This window comes from Chitinophaga polysaccharea (genome assembly GCF_007829335.1).
Classification (GTDB): Bacteria; Bacteroidota; Bacteroidia; order Chitinophagales; family Chitinophagaceae; genus Chitinophaga; species Chitinophaga polysaccharea_B.
Window position 1 is genome coordinate 43,842 of record NZ_VIWO01000003.1, and the last position, 19,698, is coordinate 63,539.

Annotated in this window: 16 protein-coding genes; 5 read left to right on the forward strand and 11 right to left on the reverse strand. The window is 47.3% G+C overall.

Annotated features, from left to right (window positions below):
• Nucleotides 1-349 precede the first annotated feature (349 nt).
• From FHW36_RS11840 to FHW36_RS11855, 4 genes are read left to right on the forward strand one after another with little or no spacing between them, the layout of a single operon-like run.
• Entirely contained in the window at nucleotides 350-3,505 is a 3,156-nt protein-coding gene (locus FHW36_RS11840; protein ID WP_145668066.1) for a SusC/RagA family TonB-linked outer membrane protein, read from the forward strand.
• 18 nt (nucleotides 3,506-3,523) lie between these two features.
• Nucleotides 3,524-5,086 carry a RagB/SusD family nutrient uptake outer membrane protein gene (locus FHW36_RS11845; protein WP_145668069.1) on the forward strand — a complete coding sequence of 521 codons (1,563 nt, stop codon included), beginning with the start codon at nucleotides 3,524-3,526 and terminating at the stop codon, nucleotides 5,084-5,086.
• A gap of 27 nt (nucleotides 5,087-5,113) precedes the next feature.
• Nucleotides 5,114-5,788, forward strand: coding sequence for a fasciclin domain-containing protein (locus FHW36_RS11850; RefSeq protein ID WP_145668071.1), 675 nt, complete (start codon nucleotides 5,114-5,116; stop codon nucleotides 5,786-5,788).
• Between the two features lie 24 nt (nucleotides 5,789-5,812).
• On the forward strand, nucleotides 5,813-6,796 hold the full coding sequence (locus tag FHW36_RS11855) for a DUF5007 domain-containing protein (RefSeq protein WP_145668073.1): 984 nt from the start codon (nucleotides 5,813-5,815) through the stop codon (nucleotides 6,794-6,796).
• 51 nt (nucleotides 6,797-6,847) lie between these two features.
• Here FHW36_RS11855 and FHW36_RS11860 read toward each other — a convergent pair whose 3' ends face one another.
• From FHW36_RS11860 to ggt, 4 genes are read right to left on the reverse strand one after another with little or no spacing between them, the layout of a single operon-like run.
• On the reverse strand, nucleotides 6,848-7,888 hold the full coding sequence (locus FHW36_RS11860) for an aminotransferase class I/II-fold pyridoxal phosphate-dependent enzyme (protein ID WP_145668076.1): 1,041 nt from the start codon (nucleotides 7,886-7,888) through the stop codon (nucleotides 6,848-6,850).
• Between the two features lie 6 nt (nucleotides 7,889-7,894).
• A complete protein-coding gene (locus FHW36_RS11865) occupies nucleotides 7,895-8,317 on the reverse strand; it encodes a hypothetical protein (protein WP_145668078.1) in 423 nt (140 codons plus the stop codon).
• A gap of 3 nt (nucleotides 8,318-8,320) precedes the next feature.
• Complete coding sequence (locus FHW36_RS11870) at nucleotides 8,321-8,851, reverse strand: DUF1572 family protein (RefSeq protein ID WP_145668081.1); 531 nt, start codon at nucleotides 8,849-8,851, stop codon at nucleotides 8,321-8,323.
• Nucleotides 8,852-8,877: 26 nt separating this feature from the next.
• On the reverse strand, nucleotides 8,878-10,584 hold the full coding sequence (ggt, locus tag FHW36_RS11875; protein ID WP_145668084.1) for a gamma-glutamyltransferase: 1,707 nt from the start codon (nucleotides 10,582-10,584) through the stop codon (nucleotides 8,878-8,880).
• 140 nt (nucleotides 10,585-10,724) lie between these two features.
• Here ggt and FHW36_RS11880 point away from each other — a divergent pair, with 140 nt between their 5' ends.
• Nucleotides 10,725-13,265 carry a M14 family metallopeptidase gene (locus FHW36_RS11880; protein ID WP_145668087.1) on the forward strand — a complete coding sequence of 847 codons (2,541 nt, stop codon included), beginning with the start codon at nucleotides 10,725-10,727 and terminating at the stop codon, nucleotides 13,263-13,265.
• Between the two features lie 69 nt (nucleotides 13,266-13,334).
• Here the strand turns inward: FHW36_RS11880 and FHW36_RS11885 are convergent, their stop codons facing one another.
• The 7 genes from FHW36_RS11885 to FHW36_RS11915 form a co-directional block, all read right to left on the reverse strand.
• The gene (locus FHW36_RS11885; RefSeq protein WP_246121138.1) at nucleotides 13,335-13,943 is read right to left on the reverse strand and encodes a redoxin domain-containing protein; all 609 of its coding nucleotides are present in this window, start codon (nucleotides 13,941-13,943) and stop codon (nucleotides 13,335-13,337) included.
• Nucleotides 13,944-14,082: 139 nt separating this feature from the next.
• Entirely contained in the window at nucleotides 14,083-15,051 is a 969-nt protein-coding gene (locus FHW36_RS11890; RefSeq protein WP_186452402.1) for a YihY/virulence factor BrkB family protein, read from the reverse strand.
• A gap of 89 nt (nucleotides 15,052-15,140) precedes the next feature.
• On the reverse strand, nucleotides 15,141-16,193 hold the full coding sequence (gene mltG, locus FHW36_RS11895; RefSeq protein ID WP_145668092.1) for an endolytic transglycosylase MltG: 1,053 nt from the start codon (nucleotides 16,191-16,193) through the stop codon (nucleotides 15,141-15,143).
• A gap of 132 nt (nucleotides 16,194-16,325) precedes the next feature.
• Nucleotides 16,326-16,682, reverse strand: coding sequence for a preprotein translocase subunit SecG (gene secG, locus FHW36_RS11900; RefSeq protein ID WP_145668095.1), 357 nt, complete (start codon nucleotides 16,680-16,682; stop codon nucleotides 16,326-16,328).
• 12 nt (nucleotides 16,683-16,694) lie between these two features.
• The gene (locus FHW36_RS11905; protein WP_145668105.1) at nucleotides 16,695-17,873 is read right to left on the reverse strand and encodes a hypothetical protein; all 1,179 of its coding nucleotides are present in this window, start codon (nucleotides 17,871-17,873) and stop codon (nucleotides 16,695-16,697) included.
• A gap of 33 nt (nucleotides 17,874-17,906) precedes the next feature.
• Nucleotides 17,907-18,431 carry an LPS assembly lipoprotein LptE gene (gene lptE, locus FHW36_RS11910; protein ID WP_145668118.1) on the reverse strand — a complete coding sequence of 175 codons (525 nt, stop codon included), beginning with the start codon at nucleotides 18,429-18,431 and terminating at the stop codon, nucleotides 17,907-17,909.
• Nucleotides 18,432-18,454: 23 nt separating this feature from the next.
• Nucleotides 18,455-19,696 carry a sigma-54 interaction domain-containing protein gene (locus tag FHW36_RS11915; RefSeq protein ID WP_145668130.1) on the reverse strand — a complete coding sequence of 414 codons (1,242 nt, stop codon included), beginning with the start codon at nucleotides 19,694-19,696 and terminating at the stop codon, nucleotides 18,455-18,457.
• Nucleotides 19,697-19,698: the final 2 nt, after the last annotated feature.

Genomic DNA, 19,698 nt, shown 5'->3' on the forward strand with positions numbered 1-19,698 from the left:
TAATTACCCCATTACCTATTAAGAAAATTTTAACATTTCTAATTTCCCCCCCGGAACTGTGAACAATTGAGGTAATATCAACCAAAAAAGTAGACAGTTATTATCAACGTGCATTAATAAGTGAACAATACCTACGAGCATTAATATCAGTAACATTAACCAGGATCGATAATGACATTCTTACACAAATTTCAAAAGAAGAAGATTATTTCCCGTGAACGTTAATAAGTGAATAACATTTCAGGACTGTCAACCGAAAAACAAAAAAAACAATAAACGATTTCCAGTGAACAAAAGGTAGTTATCAACCCATCTGATAATTCCAGCTTAATTTATTAAACCAGAATCTATGCACAAAAAGTTGCTATTGCTAGCGCTAATGGGACTGCTATGCCTGCAGGTATGGGCCCAGGAGCGAAAAATCTCCGGTACTGTTAAAGATGACAAGGGGGTTGTACTACCCGGTGTATCTGTGAAAGAAGTGGGGACCAACAATGGGGCCGCTACTACACCAGATGGTAAATTCACCCTGACGTTAAGAGGTAACTCTGGCAAGCTCTCCATCTCCTATATAGGCTTTGAAACGCAAACCATCGTCCTCACGGGTAATACTTCCTACACCATTTCATTAAAACCCGATGCTAAAAGTCTGAAAGACGTAGTGGTGATCGGGTACCAGGAAGTAAAGCGTAAAACCGTAACAGCCGCGGTTTCCAGCGTGAAAGGAAAGGAAATTGAAAACCTGCCTTCTCCCAGCTTCGACCAGCTGTTACAAGGCCGTGCTGCGGGATTGAACGTACAAAACTTTACCGGTGAACCTGGTGTACGTGGATCTTTTGTGGTGAGAGGAAATACTTCCATTAGCCGCAACGCCTCTGCTGCCCGCACTTTGAGCTCGCCTTTATTTGTGATCGATGATATTCCCATTTCTATGGATGATGCGGCTGCATTTGATAACACCGGTACCAACTATATCGCCGGTATTAACCCTAACGATATTGAATCGATCGACATCCTGAAAGATGCATCTGCGGCAGCTATCTACGGTTCCCGTGGCGCCAACGGCGTGGTGATCGTGAAAACAAAACGCGGAAAGCCTGGTAAACCACAGGTAAACGTTTCCGCATATACCGGTTTAGTGCAGCAGCCTAATTTCGAAAAAGTATTTGGCGGCGCGGAAGAAAGGCAGTTTAAAATGAATTTCCTCCAAAAGAACCTGAGCTATGACCAGTTGGCCATCAGAATACCTATGCTGCTGACAGACAGTCTCAATCCGGCTTTCACAGGAGCTACCGATTGGCAGGACCTGTTTTACCAGAAAGCCCTGATACAGAACTATGATCTTTCTGTAGCCGGCGCCAACGACATGACCAACTACCGTATTAGCGGCAACTACTACAATGAAGAAGGTACCATTAAAGGGACCGGCTTTAAACGCTACACGGTGTCTGCTGCCATGGGCGTGAAGCTGAGCACTAAGCTGAATGTTAGCTCCCTGTTCCGCCTGAGCCGCGGCGATAGATCCAGGGGCCGCGGTACAGCACCTGGTGAAGACGTGATCCCGCTGAGCGGCGGACAGTACTTATCTTCTCTCTTTAACCTTTCAGATTTAGATAAGAAAAACTACGTAGGCGACTTTACCGATGGAAGAGATAAAAATATCAATGACGATATCACTGCCAGTGTAACGCTCAACTACGATTTCAGTAAAAAGCTGCGTTTTGCTTCTACGGGCTCTATACAGTCGAGCGTGAACTCCCGCGATATTTTCAGACCGGGAGCACTCAATGTAGCAGGCCTGTCTTATGCACAAAGCAGTAAGTCGCGCTATGAAAACGTGAACCTCGATAACACCCTGAGTTACACGACCAACATAGTGAACAATGATCATCACCTCAACGTGTTGCTGGGTAACACCATCAATAGTGTGAAGAATGAATACACCGGTATCGGTGCAGGTGCATTGAGCAACGACAACGTGAAAGTAGTACAGGGCTTTGTTCCAAACTACCTGGCGTTCTATGATGCTGGCGGAAACCTGATTTCCGGATCCAATTATCAATCTGCCGGTCTGCTGTCTTTCTTCTCCCGCGTGAACTACGATTATAAAGAAAAATACCTGTTGTCACTTGCTTACCGCGCAGATGCTTCCTCCCGTTTTGGTAAGGACAGCAGATGGGGATACTTCCCTTCTGTTTCCGCCGGATGGAATATCTCCGAAGAGCCGTTTATGGCGCCGGTGAAAAAGTGGGTAGAGTACCTCAAAATACGCGGTAGCTTCGGGGTTACCGGTAGTTTGCCTGCTGGTTATTACCTGCCATTCAATACCTACAGCATCAACCAGGGAACCTACGGAGGGTCTAATGGCGGTACTTACAACGGAGTGAATGCAGTAACACCCAACTTTAGCGACGGGGTAGCACAGAATGGGTTAACCTGGGAACAGGCGCTGCAATCTAATATCGGTATTGATGCGAGCTTTTTTAGCGGCCGTCTGAATGTTACAGCAGATGCGTTCAACCGCGGCACTTCCCGCAAACTGTTCGACCTGATGCTGCCTGCCACTACCGGGTATAATAAAGTTAACACCAACGCGGTAGATGTACGTAACACCGGTGTGGAATTTACCGTACAAGGTCGTATTATGCCGGCTAACAGCAAGTTCCAGTGGAACTCTACCCTGATTCTCTCTTTCATCAAAAACCAGATTGTGGCATTGCCTAATGGCAACCGTGATCTCGTAGTACCTGATAATAATACCGGTATGACCTATATCCTGACCAAAGGAAGAGCGATCAACGAGTTTTACCTGATGCAGAACAAGGGCGTATACAGTACCGCAAAAGATATTCCTTTCAATCCTTATACTGGTGAGAAATTGACCTACTGGAATGGTAACCATACTGTGCAACCGGGTGATTTTATCTGGGTAGATCAGAATGGCGACTACGACGTATGGGACTGGAATGATAAAGTACGTGCAGGTAATCCTAACCCGGGTTGCACCGGCGGTTTTACCAATACCTTTATGTATGGCCCCTGGAGCCTGCAGGTATATATGACCTTTACCCTGAAACGTGATATCTATAATAAATACATGTCCGACAGGCTGGAGGCATTAACCAACCGTTATGCAGATGTAGCAGCTATTGACCCTGCTTCCATCGACAGCTGGCATAAAGAGGGTGACCAAAGCAAGTATGCGCAGGTAATCCCTTATAGCCAGAATTATTACTACCAGTTCTTACCATTTTCTTCTGCCTTTGTGGAAAACGGTTCTTATGCCCGTATCAAATACCTGAACCTCTCTTATACCGTAGGGCCTAAATTATTACAACGCGCAAGACTCAGTAAGTTGCAGATTTACGGCGTGATCGACAACGTGAAAATGTTCCAGAAATCCAGCGTACCCGATGCGGAAGCGGTGGATGAGAAAGGTACTTACACCGGTGGTGGATACCCCATTCCAAGGAAGTTCACATTGGGCGTAAATGTTGGTTTTTAATTTTAAAAAGAAGTTGATATGAATTGTCTTAAAAATATATTTACAGTGATGGCAGCGGGGCTGATGCTATCGCCATTGGTGTCTTGCCGCAAGTTATTAAACCAGGATCCGATTAACTCGCCTTATAGCAATGTTTTCTGGCAAAACCAGCGGGATGCAGAGCAGGGGGCAGCCGGTGGATATGCGTTATTGCGCCGGGCCTTAACCACCAATACAGACTGGGACCAGAGCATGTCGCATTTTGCGTATGGTTCACTGCCGGCATTCGAGTTCGCAGACTATACCACCTACGATGTAAGAGCGTTGGTAAAGGGCGGAGATGGATTCAGCAATGCCGATTTCCTGGGTTCTTACCTGGATAAATATCACGATTGGTCGCCGTACTACAAAATAATTACCCAGGCGAATATTATGTTGCATAATATTCCCAACATCCCCGATAACCAGTTTACGGACAACCCTACCCGTACCCGTAACCGTTTCCTGGGAGAGGCGTATTTCCTGCGTGCATTTTCTTATTTCTATATGGCCCGTATCTGGGGCGATGTACCGGCGGTATTTCAATATGATGCTGACCCCGCACATTCCACCAACATTCCCAGAACCAGCGAAAAGACCATCCTGGATAGCTGCGTAAGCGATCTGAAAAATGCGATCCGCCTGCTGCCCTGGGAGTATAAATCCGGTACAGAAAGAGCGGTAAGAGCAAACAGAGGCGCGGCTTTTGGGTTGCTGGCACATGTGTATATGTGGAAAAATTTCCTGAATAAAGGACAGGTGATTTCTGATGTTACCAACGCTATTGCGGCGGTTGACTCTGTGGAAAACAGCGGTATGTACCAGTTGGAGCCTTATGCGAACTATCCGAAAGTGTTCCACGGAAAATCAAACGAAGGTATCTTCGAGATTAACATGCAGGCTGCTAACGGCGAGCAACAAATACAAACCGGTTTTTATTATAGCCTGATGAAGGCGCCTTTTATCTATAATAAAAGCTCCAAAGTAGATGTGGTAAATCTCGACCTGATCTACTCCCTGTATGACGTGCCTTCTTCCGATGTACGTACCAATTATTTCTTCTCCGGGTTAACTGACAATAGCAATGCCTATGATGTGATCCTGTGTAAATTTGCAGGTCCTAACCGGGAAAATATCAGTTATAAAAATCCGGGCGACAACAGCGGTGCATCAGTAGATGCCAATATTATGTTGTTGCGCTATGCAGACTTATTGCTGCTGCGTGCCGAAGCCTATGCCGATCAGGGTAATGAAGGTGCTGCACTGCAGGATATCAATACCGTAAGAGCCCGTGCACAAGCGACTCCACGTACTGCCGATGATATCGACAACATTAAATGGGAAGTGCTCCGCGAGCGTTCCCGCGAGCTGTATGGCGAAGGCCAACGTTGGTATGACCTGGTACGGACCGGTTTCCTGACCAACCAGGATCTGAATGGTGGTGGCATATTCCCGCAGAGCCGCTTTGATGCCGATGGCTGGAAATGGCCGGTAGGAAGAGTACTGTTTCTCAATAACAACGTGATTACCCAAAACAGTTTCTGGCTGGGCAAAGTGAAATAGCTTTTAAAATCTTACAAACGTATTTACATGAACAAACTGAAAATATATACTACCCGGGGCGGATGGGCTATGCTGTTGCTGGCGTTGTTGTTTACCGCCTGTAAAAAGGATGACCACTTTATTGGAGGCAGTCCCACCAATGATCATACACCAATGACCACTTACGATTACCTGAAGGCGAATCCGCTGTTTGATACACTGATTTTGCTGATCGATAAAGCCGGTTTAAAGGAAACGGTAAATAGCAATATTACTTTTATTGCACCTACCGATTATTCTATTAAAACGTTCCTGGCATTGCGGACGATCCAGTTGCAAAAAGCTACAAACGATGAGAACGTTAAATACACCATCGATAGCCTGAAAGCACCTGAACTGCGCGACTCCCTGATGGCTTATATGTTCGACGGCAAGATTGTAAGAGCAGACTTATCACTGGAAGCCCAGGTGTATAAGAATAAAGTGGGAGAGAGCTTTGCTTTCAAGCAGGTAAAATCAGGCGACTATTCCGATATACTTTCTTCAGGAGTGCGTTACCTGTCGATAGCTAAAATCATCAATGGCCTGGATCCGGATCCGCTGCCTGATGGTTACCCCGACGGTGATAAGGACAAAACAAACATCCTGCAAACTACTGGCATTATCACCACTACGGGCGTGTTGCATGTATTGGAAAACAAACATGCCTTTTACTGGAAATAGTCATTTATCAAAAAACTTAAAAGTATGTCTGAAAAATATAGCCTGAAAAAATTACTGGGACCTGCTATCCTGCTGGGTGTGCTCATGGGAGGATGTAAAAAGATCGATGAAGGTTTTTTGAGTGATGGACTCTATGTGCCTGATAATCCTCTTACGATACAACGGGGTAACCCTTTCCAGAAAACTAATGCCATCCTGGCCGACGGGACTACGCAGCCAATGACCATTACCTTATTGGATGTGAGAAGGGCAGATACCAAAAAACATGCAGATGAATTTTTTAAGGAGTACCCGGTATACGTATACACGGCATCGGTAGATCCTGCCGTTGATACCACCATCGAGCAGGTGAATAAGAAGCGTACCCTTAAAAACCTGAAACCATTTGTGTTTTTGACAAGTGGCCAGTTCATATTCAATGGGGCCACAGATAGTTTACCATTGGGTGTTACTTATGAGTATGATATCCAGGTATCTAATGTGGCAGGATCTAAGGTGTACAAGAATATTGCTACCATGACTACCGTCGATCCGCCTTTGATAACGGAAACAACAGCCAATTGTAATTTCTTCCCCGATGATGGCTCTGCTACTATACCCATGGGAGCGCCTACGATGACCATTACCCGTGTGAATGAAAGTGGTGCATCTGTGATTCTGAAAATTACGGATAAGAATGGAAAGCCATTTAACCCGAATAAAGGAGAAATTATCAAGCGCGGCGACCGGCCCCGCTTCGAAAACTACGCCAGGTTCCACCCTATTCAGTATACGGATACCGCGATGATCTGTAATTTTGAAATTGCACCGTTTCCACTGAGCAAGTATTCCAGTGGAGGTACCAATTGGAATTACCTGATGTATTATCGTGTTCCTTCCGCTTTTTTAAAGGTGGATCCGGCTTTAACCAGTAAGATTGGTAGCGCCAATCCGCTGTTTGCCTTCCGTTTGATGAAAGCAGGCGTATATGTAGTAGAAATAAAACTGCCGAAAGTAACGCATATCTGATAAGGATACCGTTATGGCGTATAGATTGTCTGAACCGGGAGTGATCCTGGTTCAGACAATTTCTTTTAGGAACTGGTGTAGCGTGTTGATATCTTCCCGCAAATGCAACGCAGATACCACGGCTCTGTTCACGGGTACACTCTGTGGCTGGGGGTAAGGAAAACTGGAGATAATGATATCGCGGTCTTCCAGCGATTTTACCAATGCTTCTCCCGGTGGCAGGATAAATGCCGGTAACCCATGCGGATTATGCACCGGAAGATCTGACAAGGTTTGCAGCATATGCGTAATATTCAGTAATAACAGTTTGCGCATTTTTTGTATCAGTTCCCCTGCATGCAGCCAGGCATGGGCATTGGCGGGCATCATAGGAGTGCTTCCTGCAAAAAGAGGACTCTTTTTTAAGGCCATAATATCTGCGGATGATCCGGCTACCACGCCGCCTTGTATGCTGTAAGCTTTAGCCAGGGAGGCGGTGAGCAGGTAACGCACATGAGGCGTTTTCGGCATAAAGTGAATACTGCCTTGTCCTGCGGGGCCCAGTATTCCTATACCATGGGAGTCGTCGGCTACCACCAGCACTTTGCGTTCCAGTTCCTGCAGCCATTGAAAAGGGTGCAGCGTGCTGGTCAGCGGGTTCACGGCGTCGGTGATAATCACAAAGGTATGATCGGGGTGACTGTTTACCTGTTCAATTGTTTGGCGGATCCACTCTTCCCGGGTTACGAGGGGAAGCGCGGCCGGCAGTCCCCACAACGCAGGATGCGTATCCGGCGCATATAGTGGTTTTCCACAGGTGAGCGCATAATGCACGGCCGCCTGGGAGGCGAGGAAGCCGGAGGAAAATACGGCGGCCGACTGCAGGTGCAGCAGTGTACAAAGCGCATGTTCTATTTCTTCATATAAGGATAATCGTAAGTTACCAGCCCTGGAGGACGGGAAAACGGTGCCATATTTTTCCACTCCCTGTGCCAGCAATGCCTTAAAGGCAGGCTGCTGGTGCAACCCCAGGTAAGCAAATCCCGAAAAAAACAAACAGGTCCGGCCTTCCAGTAAGGTGGTTCTGCCGGGCGTATGATCTGTATACTGCATCTGGCTTTATTCTTTTTTGGTACAAAGGATAAATTGGAAATCAGTCGAGGTTACTTTCATATCGAAGTAATTGTCGGTTAACTTCGTAATGGTGACCAGGTTCTCCACTTTCCGGTCACCGTTTTTAGCGGTAACAGAAATCATGGCGCCATTACTGAGTATAAAATATTTACCGGTATCCGATCTGCCGGCAATGGTAGCTACGAAAACATTTCCTTTCAGAAACTGGTAGTAGGCATCCCGGTAGTAGGTCTTTTTAAGATCTTCTGCCTGGATGTACTGGGTGTTGCTGATAGGCGCGTCGGGCGGCACTTTTACGTCATATACCCGCCACTTTTTATTCATTAACAGTTCATTGTTCTGTTGGCTCTTGCAGGCTGCCATCAGTCCTAAGGCGGATATAACGGACAGGACTATACGTATTTTCATGAATTATTTATTCCCTGTTTTTGCTTTGTTAAAGGCGGCCGATCCTCCTTTGGGGATAGACAGGCTTTGCCATTTATCCTGGAGGATCATTTTGCCGATATATACGATCTGGCCTACGTGGTAGGGTACATGCGCCAGCTGGCGATTGATGGCATCTACTACGATATGCGGTTCATTGCGGATAAAAACGGTTCTGTCGAGGTCACTTTCCTGCAGGCTGCGGATCGCATTCATCATACAGTCCCAGCCTTCATTCCATTGTTCCAGCAGTTGGGCAGCGGTGGTATCGTGTTCTTCAAATTCCTGGTCCCGGTCCCGGTTGGGCTTTTCCCCATCGGTTGTCAGGAAATCGGTCCAGCGCGATAGCATGTTACCATGCAGGTGTTGTATAATATGAGCAATGCTGTTGGGTTCTCCAGCAGGTTGCCAGTGCAGTTGCGCGGTATCTAATCTTTCAATGGTTTTCTGTCCCAGCTGCCGGTGGGTTTCCAGCCGGTTTAATACGCTTTGCAGATAGATGGATTGGAAGGACATAAAAAAGGTATTTGGGTGTTATTGATTTAGTATCCTGCCGCACTATCATCGCCCCGTTTATCGCCGGATGCTTCCAGAAAGCGGCTCTCAGGAGCTCTTTTAATGATTTCGGTGCGGCCTATGGGCCCACGGTTATTAATTTTATATCCCATGGCTTCCAGCGCCTGGATGGTGCTGTCGGGAAAGTCTTTTTCCACGGCAATTTCATCCGGTAGCCACTGGTGGTGAAATTTGGGCTTATTAATGGCATCTGCCGGCGACATACCAAATTCCAGGGTGTTCATCAATGCCTGGAAGACAGACGTGATGATGGTAGACCCTCCGGGAGTACCGAGAGAATATAGCACCTGGTTTTGTTGTAATACCAGGGTAGGCGTCATGGAGCTGAGCATGCGCTTGGATGGTGCAATGGAGTTGGCTTCGGTGCCTACCAGGCCATACATATTAGGTACGCCGGGTTTTACGCTGAAGTCATCCATTTCGTTATTGAGCAAAAAGCCGGATTTGCCCACTACCGTTCTGCTACCGAAGTGGCCATTGAGCGTAGTGGTTACCGCCACGGCATTCCCGTCTTCATCGATAACACTTAGATGGGTAGTTTCTTCACTTTCTGGCAGTACGCCAGCTTTGGTTTTATCGCTGGAACCGGCCTTGCCTGGCGTGAAGTCTTGCATGCGGGCGGCCAGGTATTTTTTGTTGGTCAATTTTGCTACTGGTACTTTCACAAAGTCGGGGTCGCCCAGGAACTGTGCACGGTCGGCGTAGGCTCTGCGTTCTGCTTCCACCATCAATTGTACAGACTGTGGGGATTGAAAGCCCCATTGCGACAACGGATAGTTTTCCACCATCCCCATCAGCTGTTGCAGGCAAATGCCTCCGCTGGAAGGCAGAGGCATGGTTACAATCGTATAGCCTTTGTAGTTAAAAGCTACGGCGTCTCTTTCACGGGCCTTGTAGTTTTTCAGGTCCTGGAGGGAGATGATACCATGGCCTCTTTTCATTTCTGCTACGATATTAGCGGCAGTTTCACCCTGGTAAAACCCGGCTGCGCCTTTATTGCGTATAAGCGTGAGCGTATGTGCCAGCTCCTTCTGAATCAGGGTATCGCCTGCTTTCCAGGGTTGATCTTTAACGAATGCTGTTTTGCTGGTATTTAGTCTTTCGAAATCGGCTCTGGCGGCGTTTAGCCCATTGGCCTCGGCTGCTGTGATCACGAATCCTTTCTCTGCCAGCCGGATAGCAGGAGCTATTAGTTTGGAGAAAGGCAGTTTGGCGTATTTCATGGAAGTAAAGAGTCCCGCTACGGTGCCGGGGACGCCGGCCGCCAGGTGTCCATCCAGGCTAAGCTGGGTAATGGGATTGCCTGCTGAGTCGAGATACATATCCCTGCTGGCGCTAGCCGGGGCGGTTTCGCGGTAGTCGATAGCTATATTGCGTCCATTTTTCAGATGCCCCACGAGGAATCCACCGCCGCCAAGGTTACCGGCGCCGGGGTATACCACTGCCAGCGCCAGCTGGGTGGCAATGGCGGCGTCGATGGCATTCCCACCCTGTTGCAGTATCATGGCGCCCACCCGGCTGGCCAGGGGATGTGCTGATACTACAGCACCATGCAATACTTTGATGTCTTTCTCAATCGTATAATCGAAAGGATGTAGATCATCTATGGGTTGTTGGGCACGGCCGGTCTGCCAGGTACACACCGCCAGTCCGAGCAGGATCAGGAAACGCATGGGTATCGTGTTTGAAGCTAAATTAAGATAAGCGCCGAACTATAGGAAATTTATCATCCTGAGAACAGGGGAAACCTTCATTCAAACAGCCATAACCGGAAAACAATTCCTACCTTACGTGTCTAATTATCAGGCTTTCTATGCACAGACTCGTTTTATTGACGTTCGTGATGCTGGGCTTTCTTTATACCCATGCCCAGGTACCTACTCCGGATCAATTCCTCGGCTATCCCCTGGGGGCTCAGTTTACTCCTCATTACCGGGTACTCGACTATTTCAGGCAGGTAGCTGCTACCGCTAAAAATATAAAGCTGGAACAGTATGGCACCACTTACGAAGGCCGGCCCCTGATGATGGCCATTGTAGCCTCCCCGGAAAATTTTGGCCGCCTGGAAGAAATCCGGCAGCATAGCCTTGATCTTTCCAATGCCCGCGGCAGCAGCAACGGAGAGGAGCCGGTTATTGTATGGCTAAGCTACAATGTACACGGTAATGAAGCCGTATCTACAGAAGCGGCGATGCAAACGCTCTATGAACTGGTGAATAACGCCAATGCACAAACGCAGCAGTGGCTGAAAAATACCGTAGTCATTATTGACCCCTGCCTGAACCCAGATGGGAGGGAGCGATACGTGAATTTTTATAATGCTACCCGCGCGGTGAAACCCAATGTATACGCCTGGTCCCGCGAGCATAATGAGCCGTGGCCCGGTGGAAGGTCCAATCACTACTATTTTGACCTAAACCGCGACTGGGCCTGGCAAACACAGAAAGAATCGCAACAACGGATCGCGAAATACAACCAATGGATGCCCCAACTCCACGTTGACTTTCACGAGCAGGAAATAGAAGCACCTTATTATTTCGCGCCGGCAGCAGAACCGTTCCATGATGCCATTACGCCCTGGCAGCGGGAAATACAGGTGTTGATAGGCCGCAATAATGCAAAATATTTTGATCAGCAGGGCTGGTTGTACTTTACCAGGGAGCGTTTCGACTTGTTCTATCCCAGCTATGGCGACACTTATCCCATGTATAACGGAGCTATTGGCATGACCTATGAACAGGGGGGCAGCGGAAGGGCAGGTGTGGCTGTGCTGAAGAGAGATGGCGATACCCTGACCTTATCTGATCGTATTGCACATCATTTTACCACGGGGATGTCTACCATTGAAGTAGCTTCCCTGCAAGCCGGAAAGATCATCACGGAATATGCCCATTATTTTCAGACAGCCCAGAAAACGCCGCAGGGAGGCTATAAAGCCTATGTGGTGAAAGCCAACGGCAACACTGAAAAGCTGAATGCGCTGGCCGATCTCCTGCGCCGGAATAATATTGAAGTAGGCTATGGCGCCAATACAGGCAGTGCCAGTGGATTTAACTATTTCACCGGCAAAACGGAGTCCTTTACCATCGATAAAGAAGACCTGGTGATCAGCGCCTTTCAGCCTCACTCCAATATGCTGCGGGTACTGTTTGAGCCAGTATCTCACCTGACAGATTCCGTAACCTATGATATTACTGCCTGGGCGCTGCCCTATGCTTACGGGCTCACTTCCTATGCCGTAAAACAGCCGCTTACACCAGCGGCCACCACGGCAACTATACGTAACAACACGCCGTTATCGGCCCAGAAGCCTTATGCCTACCTGGCCCAATGGAACAGCGTACGTGACGTGAAGTTCCTGTCGGCGTTATTGCAGCATGATATTAAAGTACGTTTTACAGAGGCGCCTTTTAGCGTTGGTGGAAAGGACTTCTCTGCCGGTACGCTGATCATCACCCGTTCCGGTAATTCCACCCGTGGCGACCAGTTCGACCAGTTTATTACCTCACAGGCCAATCGTTTCAAAATCTCCCTCGACGCAGTGTCCAGCGGATTTGTAGATAAGGGAACTGACTTTGGTTCTGATAAAATCCGGTTCATCAAAAAGCCCAGCGTAATGTTGCTGACCGGCGACGGCGTTTCTTCACTGGGCACAGGGGAAATCTGGCATTTCTTTGAGCAACAGCTGGATTATCCTCTAACGGTAGTGAATGAACGAAATTTAGGAGATGTCAACTGGGATCAGACCGATGTCCTGATCTTACCGGAAGGCAACTATAAATTATTCAGTGATAAGGCTGCTGCAGAGCGCTTGAAAGAATGGGTGAACAATGGCGGTAAACTTATTACCATCGAGGGTGCTGCGGTGGGACTGGCCGGTTTGGACTGGGGCATAAAACTGAAGAAAGAAAAAGAAAAAGAAGAAGAACAGAAGGACGATAAGGGAAAAGTTGCCCCTGTCAATAACTACGATATCCTGAAGCCCTACGCCAATAGGGAACGAGAGAGTATCCGCCAGTTTGTTCCAGGCGCTATTTATAAAGTGCAGCTGGACACTACCCATCCGCTGGCATTTGGCTATGGCCCTTACTATTATACCCTAAAGCAGGATGCCCATTTGTATGATTTCATTGAAAATGGCGGCTGGAATGTAGGCGTATTGAAGAAAGACAGTTACCTCAGTGGTTTTGTGGGTGCAGATACCCGGGCGCAGCTGAAAGACGGATTACTGTTTGGGGTGAAGGAAATGGGCAGTGGTCAGTTGATTATCCTGGCAGATAACCCATTATTCAGAAGCTTCTGGGAAAACGGTAAGTTGTTGTTCGGCAACGCGGTGTTCCTGGTAGGACAATAAAAGCAATAAAAAAGCAGCTGTTTTGCACCAGCCGTGCAAAATAGCTGCCTTCAAAACAGTTTGTACCCCTTATAGGTTGCGCTTTATATTACAACCCAGGCTATGGGAAGTATTTACTGCTACCGGTTTTCCGGCCAGCATGTCATTAATGGCATTATGAAGCAGCCGTGTTTTTACTGCATCGGCATTTCCCGGGCTATCATCAATCCCTCCGTTATAGGCCAGGCGGCTATTCTTATTAAATAAAAAGCATTCAGGGGTGTGATTGGCGTCAAAGGCATCTGCCAGCACGGCTTTCTTATCCACCACGTAATACCAGCTAAATTGTTGTCGGATGGCATATTCCTTCATCGCTGCAAAGGATTCCAGGTCATTACGGGCTGCTTCATTGGAGTTGACCATTACCACACCGATTTTGTTTTTACGGGCATAAGTACATACCTCGCGCAGCCGGTCGTGATTCCGTTGCATATAAGGACAGCTATTACTGCAAAAGATCACCAGCAGCCCGTTTTCCTGTTTGGCAGTATTCAGGGAAATCTCTTTGCCTGACACATCCGTACAGTTGAGCTCGGATTTAGGTAATAAGCCGCCCGGCTCCAACGGTATTTCCAGTTCAGGTTGAAATGAAGAAAGTAGTACAGTACAACAGGATAAATAAAAGGTGGCCTTCATCATAACAAATGGTTTTCAGGTCCGGACTAAATATAGTAAATGCGACAGTTATTTGCATGTGTTTGGCAAATAATCATATCAAGATATAGAAGAAAATTACAAAATAAAAATAATTATCAAGTGTAAAAAAGTAATAAATTGACTATCTGGCGGATAGCGGGGTAGTGCTGGATTTTTCTTCTTGTCTTGCGTCGCTCACACTCCGGATGCTGGCATTTAACTCAAAGCCTACGAGGAGAAAGAATGAATTGAAGAAGATCCAGAGCATAAGTACCAGGATGGTACCGATAGAGCCATAGATTTTATTGTAGTTGCCGAAGTTGTTAACAAACCAGGAGAAGCCGATGGTAACGAGGATCATACAAACTGTGGCCACCGTAGCGCCGGCGGTAATGAATTTCCATTTGCGTGTGGTAGCCGCGCCGATGCGATAGAGTACTGCGTTGACCGAGTAAAATAGCATTACAATCACTACCCATCTGGCAATATCGAGCACATTTCTTAATGGGGCGCTGGTAATGCCTACCAGGTTGAACAGCCAGCGGAGCGTGGTACCCTGGGCAATAATGAGCGCTACGGTAACCAACAGCAACAGTACCAATATGGCAGTAAGCTGGAGGGCGATTAACCGGTTTTGCCACCATTTTCTTTTCCGGAAGCCGGCGCCCTGTATTTTGGAGAAGGAGCGGAGTATGCCCATGACGCCGTTAGACGAGTAAAAGAAACCCATCAAGAAGGCGATGGAGAGCAACCCATTACGGTGGGTATACAGGAAATCGTGGATCATTCCCCGCACAATCATGTAGGTATTATAGTTGGGTGTCAGATCCTGGGCCAGGTCATAGAGAGTAGGCTCTATATTTTTTACCGGTATATAAGGTACCAGGGTAAAGAGGAAGATAAAGAAGGGCGGAATGGCCAGCAGGAAGTTGAAAGAGATGGCCCTGGCGCGGTCGCCCAGGCCCCTGTTTTTGGTTTCCTGTCCGAAGTGTTTAAGTACATCATACAGCGGTAACCCCTCAAATCCGGGCAGGATAAGGGTTTTAGTCCTTTCCACCAACCGGCGGTAGGGGCGGGAATGTAGAATGATGTTTTCGGGTTTAAACGGCAAGTTTATTTTTTAAAATTGATTATTCCCTTATTTCAACAGCGTTTATTACTGTTAAAATAAGGGAATAATTAAATATAATATAGTGTTTGCTAGAATCCTCTTTTATTGAGTTCTGCCTGGTATTTCCTGGCATTCACCAGGTGCTCTTCGTAGGTGGCTGCAAAGGCATGGTAACCGGAAAAATCGGATCTGGCGCAAAAATACAGGTAATCTGTATCAGGTGTGTTTAATACGGCATTTAATGTTTTTTCTGACGGGGTACAGATAGGACCGGGGGGAAATCCGCTATAACGGTAGGTATTATACGGAGAATCGAACAGGGTGTGATTTTCCCTTATCCGTTTCAATCCAAAGTCCTGCAAGGCAAACTTCACAGTAGGATCGGCCTGCAGGCGCATGCCTTTACGGTAGCGGTTCAGGTATACGCTGGAGATCAGCGGCTTTTCATCGTTTTTATTCGATTCCTCTTCCACGATGGAGGCCAGTATGGTCACTTCATTGATAGACAGGCCCAGCTTGGAGGCTTTTTCTTTCCGGTCGTCCGTCCAGAAAGCCATCCTGGCTTTTTCCAGTTTTTTGAAGACGGCTTCCGCGCCGGTATTCCAGTAAAACTCATACGTATTAGGCAGTACCCCGCACATCACGGTGTTGGTATCGAGGCCAAACTGACGGAGGTATACTGCGTCGGCCATCAGCGAGCGCAACACTGTGGAATCGGCTTCCAGGTTATTGGCTATCTTCCTGACAAAATCGTCCTTGGTGCGTATTTTATTGATAACCAGGTCTACGGGTGATTGTTTCCCCGAGCGCAGCATGCGGGCGATATCGAAATTGCTCATCCCCCGGTTAATCTTATACCGGCCGGCTTTTACCCGGGAAGGATAATCCAGCTGTTGAGCTACCCAATTGAAGCTGTTGCGGTTGCGAATGATGCCTTGTTCTTCCAGTCCATCCAGCACATTAGCATAAGTGCTGTTGGTACGGACATAGAAATATTTGCTATCGCCAAAAGCTTTGGTGTTGGGACCAAATACGCGATAGGAGATGTATACCAGGGCTCCGGCCAGCAGGCAGCCGGCAATAACCAGTATTCGCCTTATCCAGACAGACTTTGAGCTGGGTTGTTTACTTTTTTTTGCCATAGATAGTGTTGGACATTAGAGTGGGGCGAATGCGCGCTATCAGCTGGTTTTTCAATATACTCTGTCAGTCGCCATTAAAAAAAACCTCGCTTTTAACGGCGAGGTTTTAAATATTATTATTCAATATGTTATTTATTTCTGTGCAGGAGCAGGGGCCGGAGCCGGAGCACCGGCAGGTTGCTGAGCCGGAGCCTGTGGTACTACTGGTTGACCACCAGCTGCTTTTTCTATTGCACTGGGAGCCATTTGTTGTACTTTGCTGGTTTTACCAATGAAAAAAGGAGCAGTCAGGCAGAGTAATGCGATCACTATCGCCAGGATCCAGGTACCTTTTTCCAACACGTCAGTAGTCTGACGCACCCCAATCACCTGATTACCAACACCACCGAAGCTGCCGGATAATCCGCCACCTTTAGGATTCTGGATCAGCACAAAGAAGCCTAACAACACACAGGCTAATATGATCAGGATACCGAAAATTATCAACATAGAAATTATTGTTTATTTTTTGTCTGTTAGTGACTTTAGTTCTAATATCTTTTGCGCAAAATAAGCGTTTTTGTCGGGATTAAGCAAACTTAATTTTTGATATATCTTAATCGCGTTGCCGTATTGATGCTGGCGTATCCAGATTTCTGCCAGCGTTTCTGAAACGATGTCGTTGTTGAATACAATAGAGTTCATAGCCATTTTCTCTACGGTTTCAGACACTTCCGGTTCTTCGTCTTCTTCATAAATGCGGTGCAGTTGCTGCTGGTACCAATCTTTGCTGGTTTTACCCACAAAGTTGTCTTTCATCTGCCGCAGCCAGGAAGTAAAGCTTTTCATTTCTGCGGCGCGCTGTATGCTTAATTCATCAGCTTCTTCCGGATTTTTCAATCTTTTATAAGCGAAATAGTCGTCGGTGTATAAAGGTTGGAAAGTAAGTTCCGTTTCTGTTGTATCTACTGCCAATGGGAATATTTTAATAGGCCCCGGAGAAGGATCTTCTTCTTCCGCTACCGGTAGGTCAACCAGTGCAGGAGGGGGTATTACTGTGGTGGCGTTTGCAGGAAGCACTTTGGTATCCTGTTCAAAGTCGGCCACGGCAAGCGGTGTATGGTGAATAATGTCTTGCTGTGGCAGGGCATCTTCCGGAATTATGGGTGCAATGCGGTCTTCCACTACGGGCAAGGTAGTTTCCTGTACTATTTCCGCGGCGATGGTGGCTGCAATGTTTTCTTCCGGAACGATACCTTCGGGTGCGACGGAAACAGTAGCTTCTGGTGCCGGGATTTCTGCAGGGCTGTGGACGGCGGCAATCATATTCCCCGGTTCCTGCTGTGGCAGGGCATCTTCGGGGATTACGGGTGCAATGCGGTCTTCTGCTACCGGTAAGGTAGTGTCTTGTGCTATTTCCGCAGCGATAGAGGTAGTGGCATCTTCTTCAACGTGCGTACTTTCCGGCATGTCACCAGTGATCAGTTGGTAGGCATAATGGTGCTGGTCGGTATACAACAGCGCTTTTTTCACGGCATCGCTTTGAAGATTACCGGTTTGCTGGTATACTTTTTTGGCCAGTAACAGCCTGCCTGCCGCAAAATAAGGGTGATCTGCTACGAGTTGCTCCATTACAGCTTCGTCCACCTGTTGCAGGGAAGACTGTAGAAACACATGCGATATAATCCTGTTTACCGTCATAGGTTACTAATGTAATAAAAAATGAGTTACCGGTTACCAGTTCGCAAAAGCCCTGTTGAAGATATCATCTGTGATACCGGGGATGATCTGATCATCCAGTAGTCCGTTTTCCACGGTGCTGGGCAGCTGGGTAGCCTTGAACTCAGCAGAACGGGAAAATGACTGGGTAAATCCTTTTTTATCGCCTATACGTTTAATGAATACTACGTTAACGGTCACGTTCAAACGGGAGGTGGCTGCCTGGTCAACGTTGGTAACCGCCGCGTTGGAGAAGGAATACCCGGTAATAGTAGCTTTGAATTCGTAGTCGGCCTTCGGTGCGTTCTCGTTGATCTGTGTCAGACGGGTCTGTGAGGTGATTTTATCGCGCAGTTTCTGTGTCAGTTTCTGGCTCAGAGTGGGATTGTTGATCGGTGCCCTGTTTTCAATAAAGCGCACGTTCACCGTAGAAGCGCCCTGGTCTATACTGGCGCCGGTAGCAGAATATTTCACGCTGCAACCTGCTGCGGATACCGCTAGTACAGCTACCGACAGCCATGTTTTAATACTTTTTATCATTGTAGTGCTGATATTAAATTCGTTTATTCTGCGATGTTATATTCTTTGAGCTTGCGGTAAAGGGTTCTTTCCGAAATACCCAGGTCCAGCGCGGCATCTTTACGTTTGCCTTTATGTTTTTTCAGCGCTTTTACAATGAGTTCTTTCTCTTTATCGGCAATAGACAATGTTTCTTCTACTTCTTCGTGATGATCAATTTTATTATCAGAGATGATAATGGGTTGTGCCGTGGCGATGTTGCTGCCCGATGGCGTGCCCAGATCTGTGGTGGCAGGGAAACTATGCAGTACGTGATTATTCTCCGGGTGATACTCGGCCGCATGTGCCATATTGGGATTCTGCAGGATATCGAAGAACATTTTCTTTACCTCAGTTACATCTTTCTTCATATCGAAGAACAGCTTATACAGTATATCCCTTTCACTGGCAAAATCGCTGTTTTGCTGCTGTGGAGCGGCCAACATTGGTAAACGGTTTACTTCCGGCTGATCGGGAAGGAAACGTTTCAGGTCGTTGGCTGTCACCAGTTTATCTGACGATAATACAGAAATCTGTTCTGCAATATTTTTCAATTCGCGGATATTACCTCTCCAGGGATAATTCACCAGTATATTACGGGCTTCTTCATCCAGTTGTATAGAAGGAGTTTTATATTTTTCGGAGAAGTCTACCGAGAATTTCCTGAATAACAGGGGAATGTCTTCTTTGCGGTCGCGCAGGGCGGGAACGCGGATAGGCACGGTATTGAGCCGATAATACAGATCCTCTCTGAATTTGCCCTGTTGGGTACGTTCCAGTAAATCACGGTTGGTGGCGGCGACTACGCGTACATCGGTTTTCTGTACTTTGGAGGAACCCACGCGGATATATTCACCGGTTTCCAATACGCGCAACAGGCGGGCTTGTGTGCCCATGGGCATTTCCCCGATTTCATCAAGGAAGATGGTACCGCCGTTAACGGTTTCGAAGTAACCTTTACGGCTGTCTACCGCACCGGTAAAGGATCCTTTTTCATGGCCGAAAAGCTCTGAATCGATGGTTCCTTCCGGGATAGCGCCGCAGTTCACCGCAATAAAGGGATTGTGCTTACGTGCGCTGAGGGAATGAATGATCTGGGAAAATACTTCCTTACCCACCCCACTTTCTCCGTTAATCAGTACCGTGAGGTCGGTGTTGGCCACCTGAACAGCCACCTGCAATGCGTAGTTGAGTGCGGGACTACTACCAATAATGCCAAACCTGTTTTTTATAGCCTGTATGTCCATAA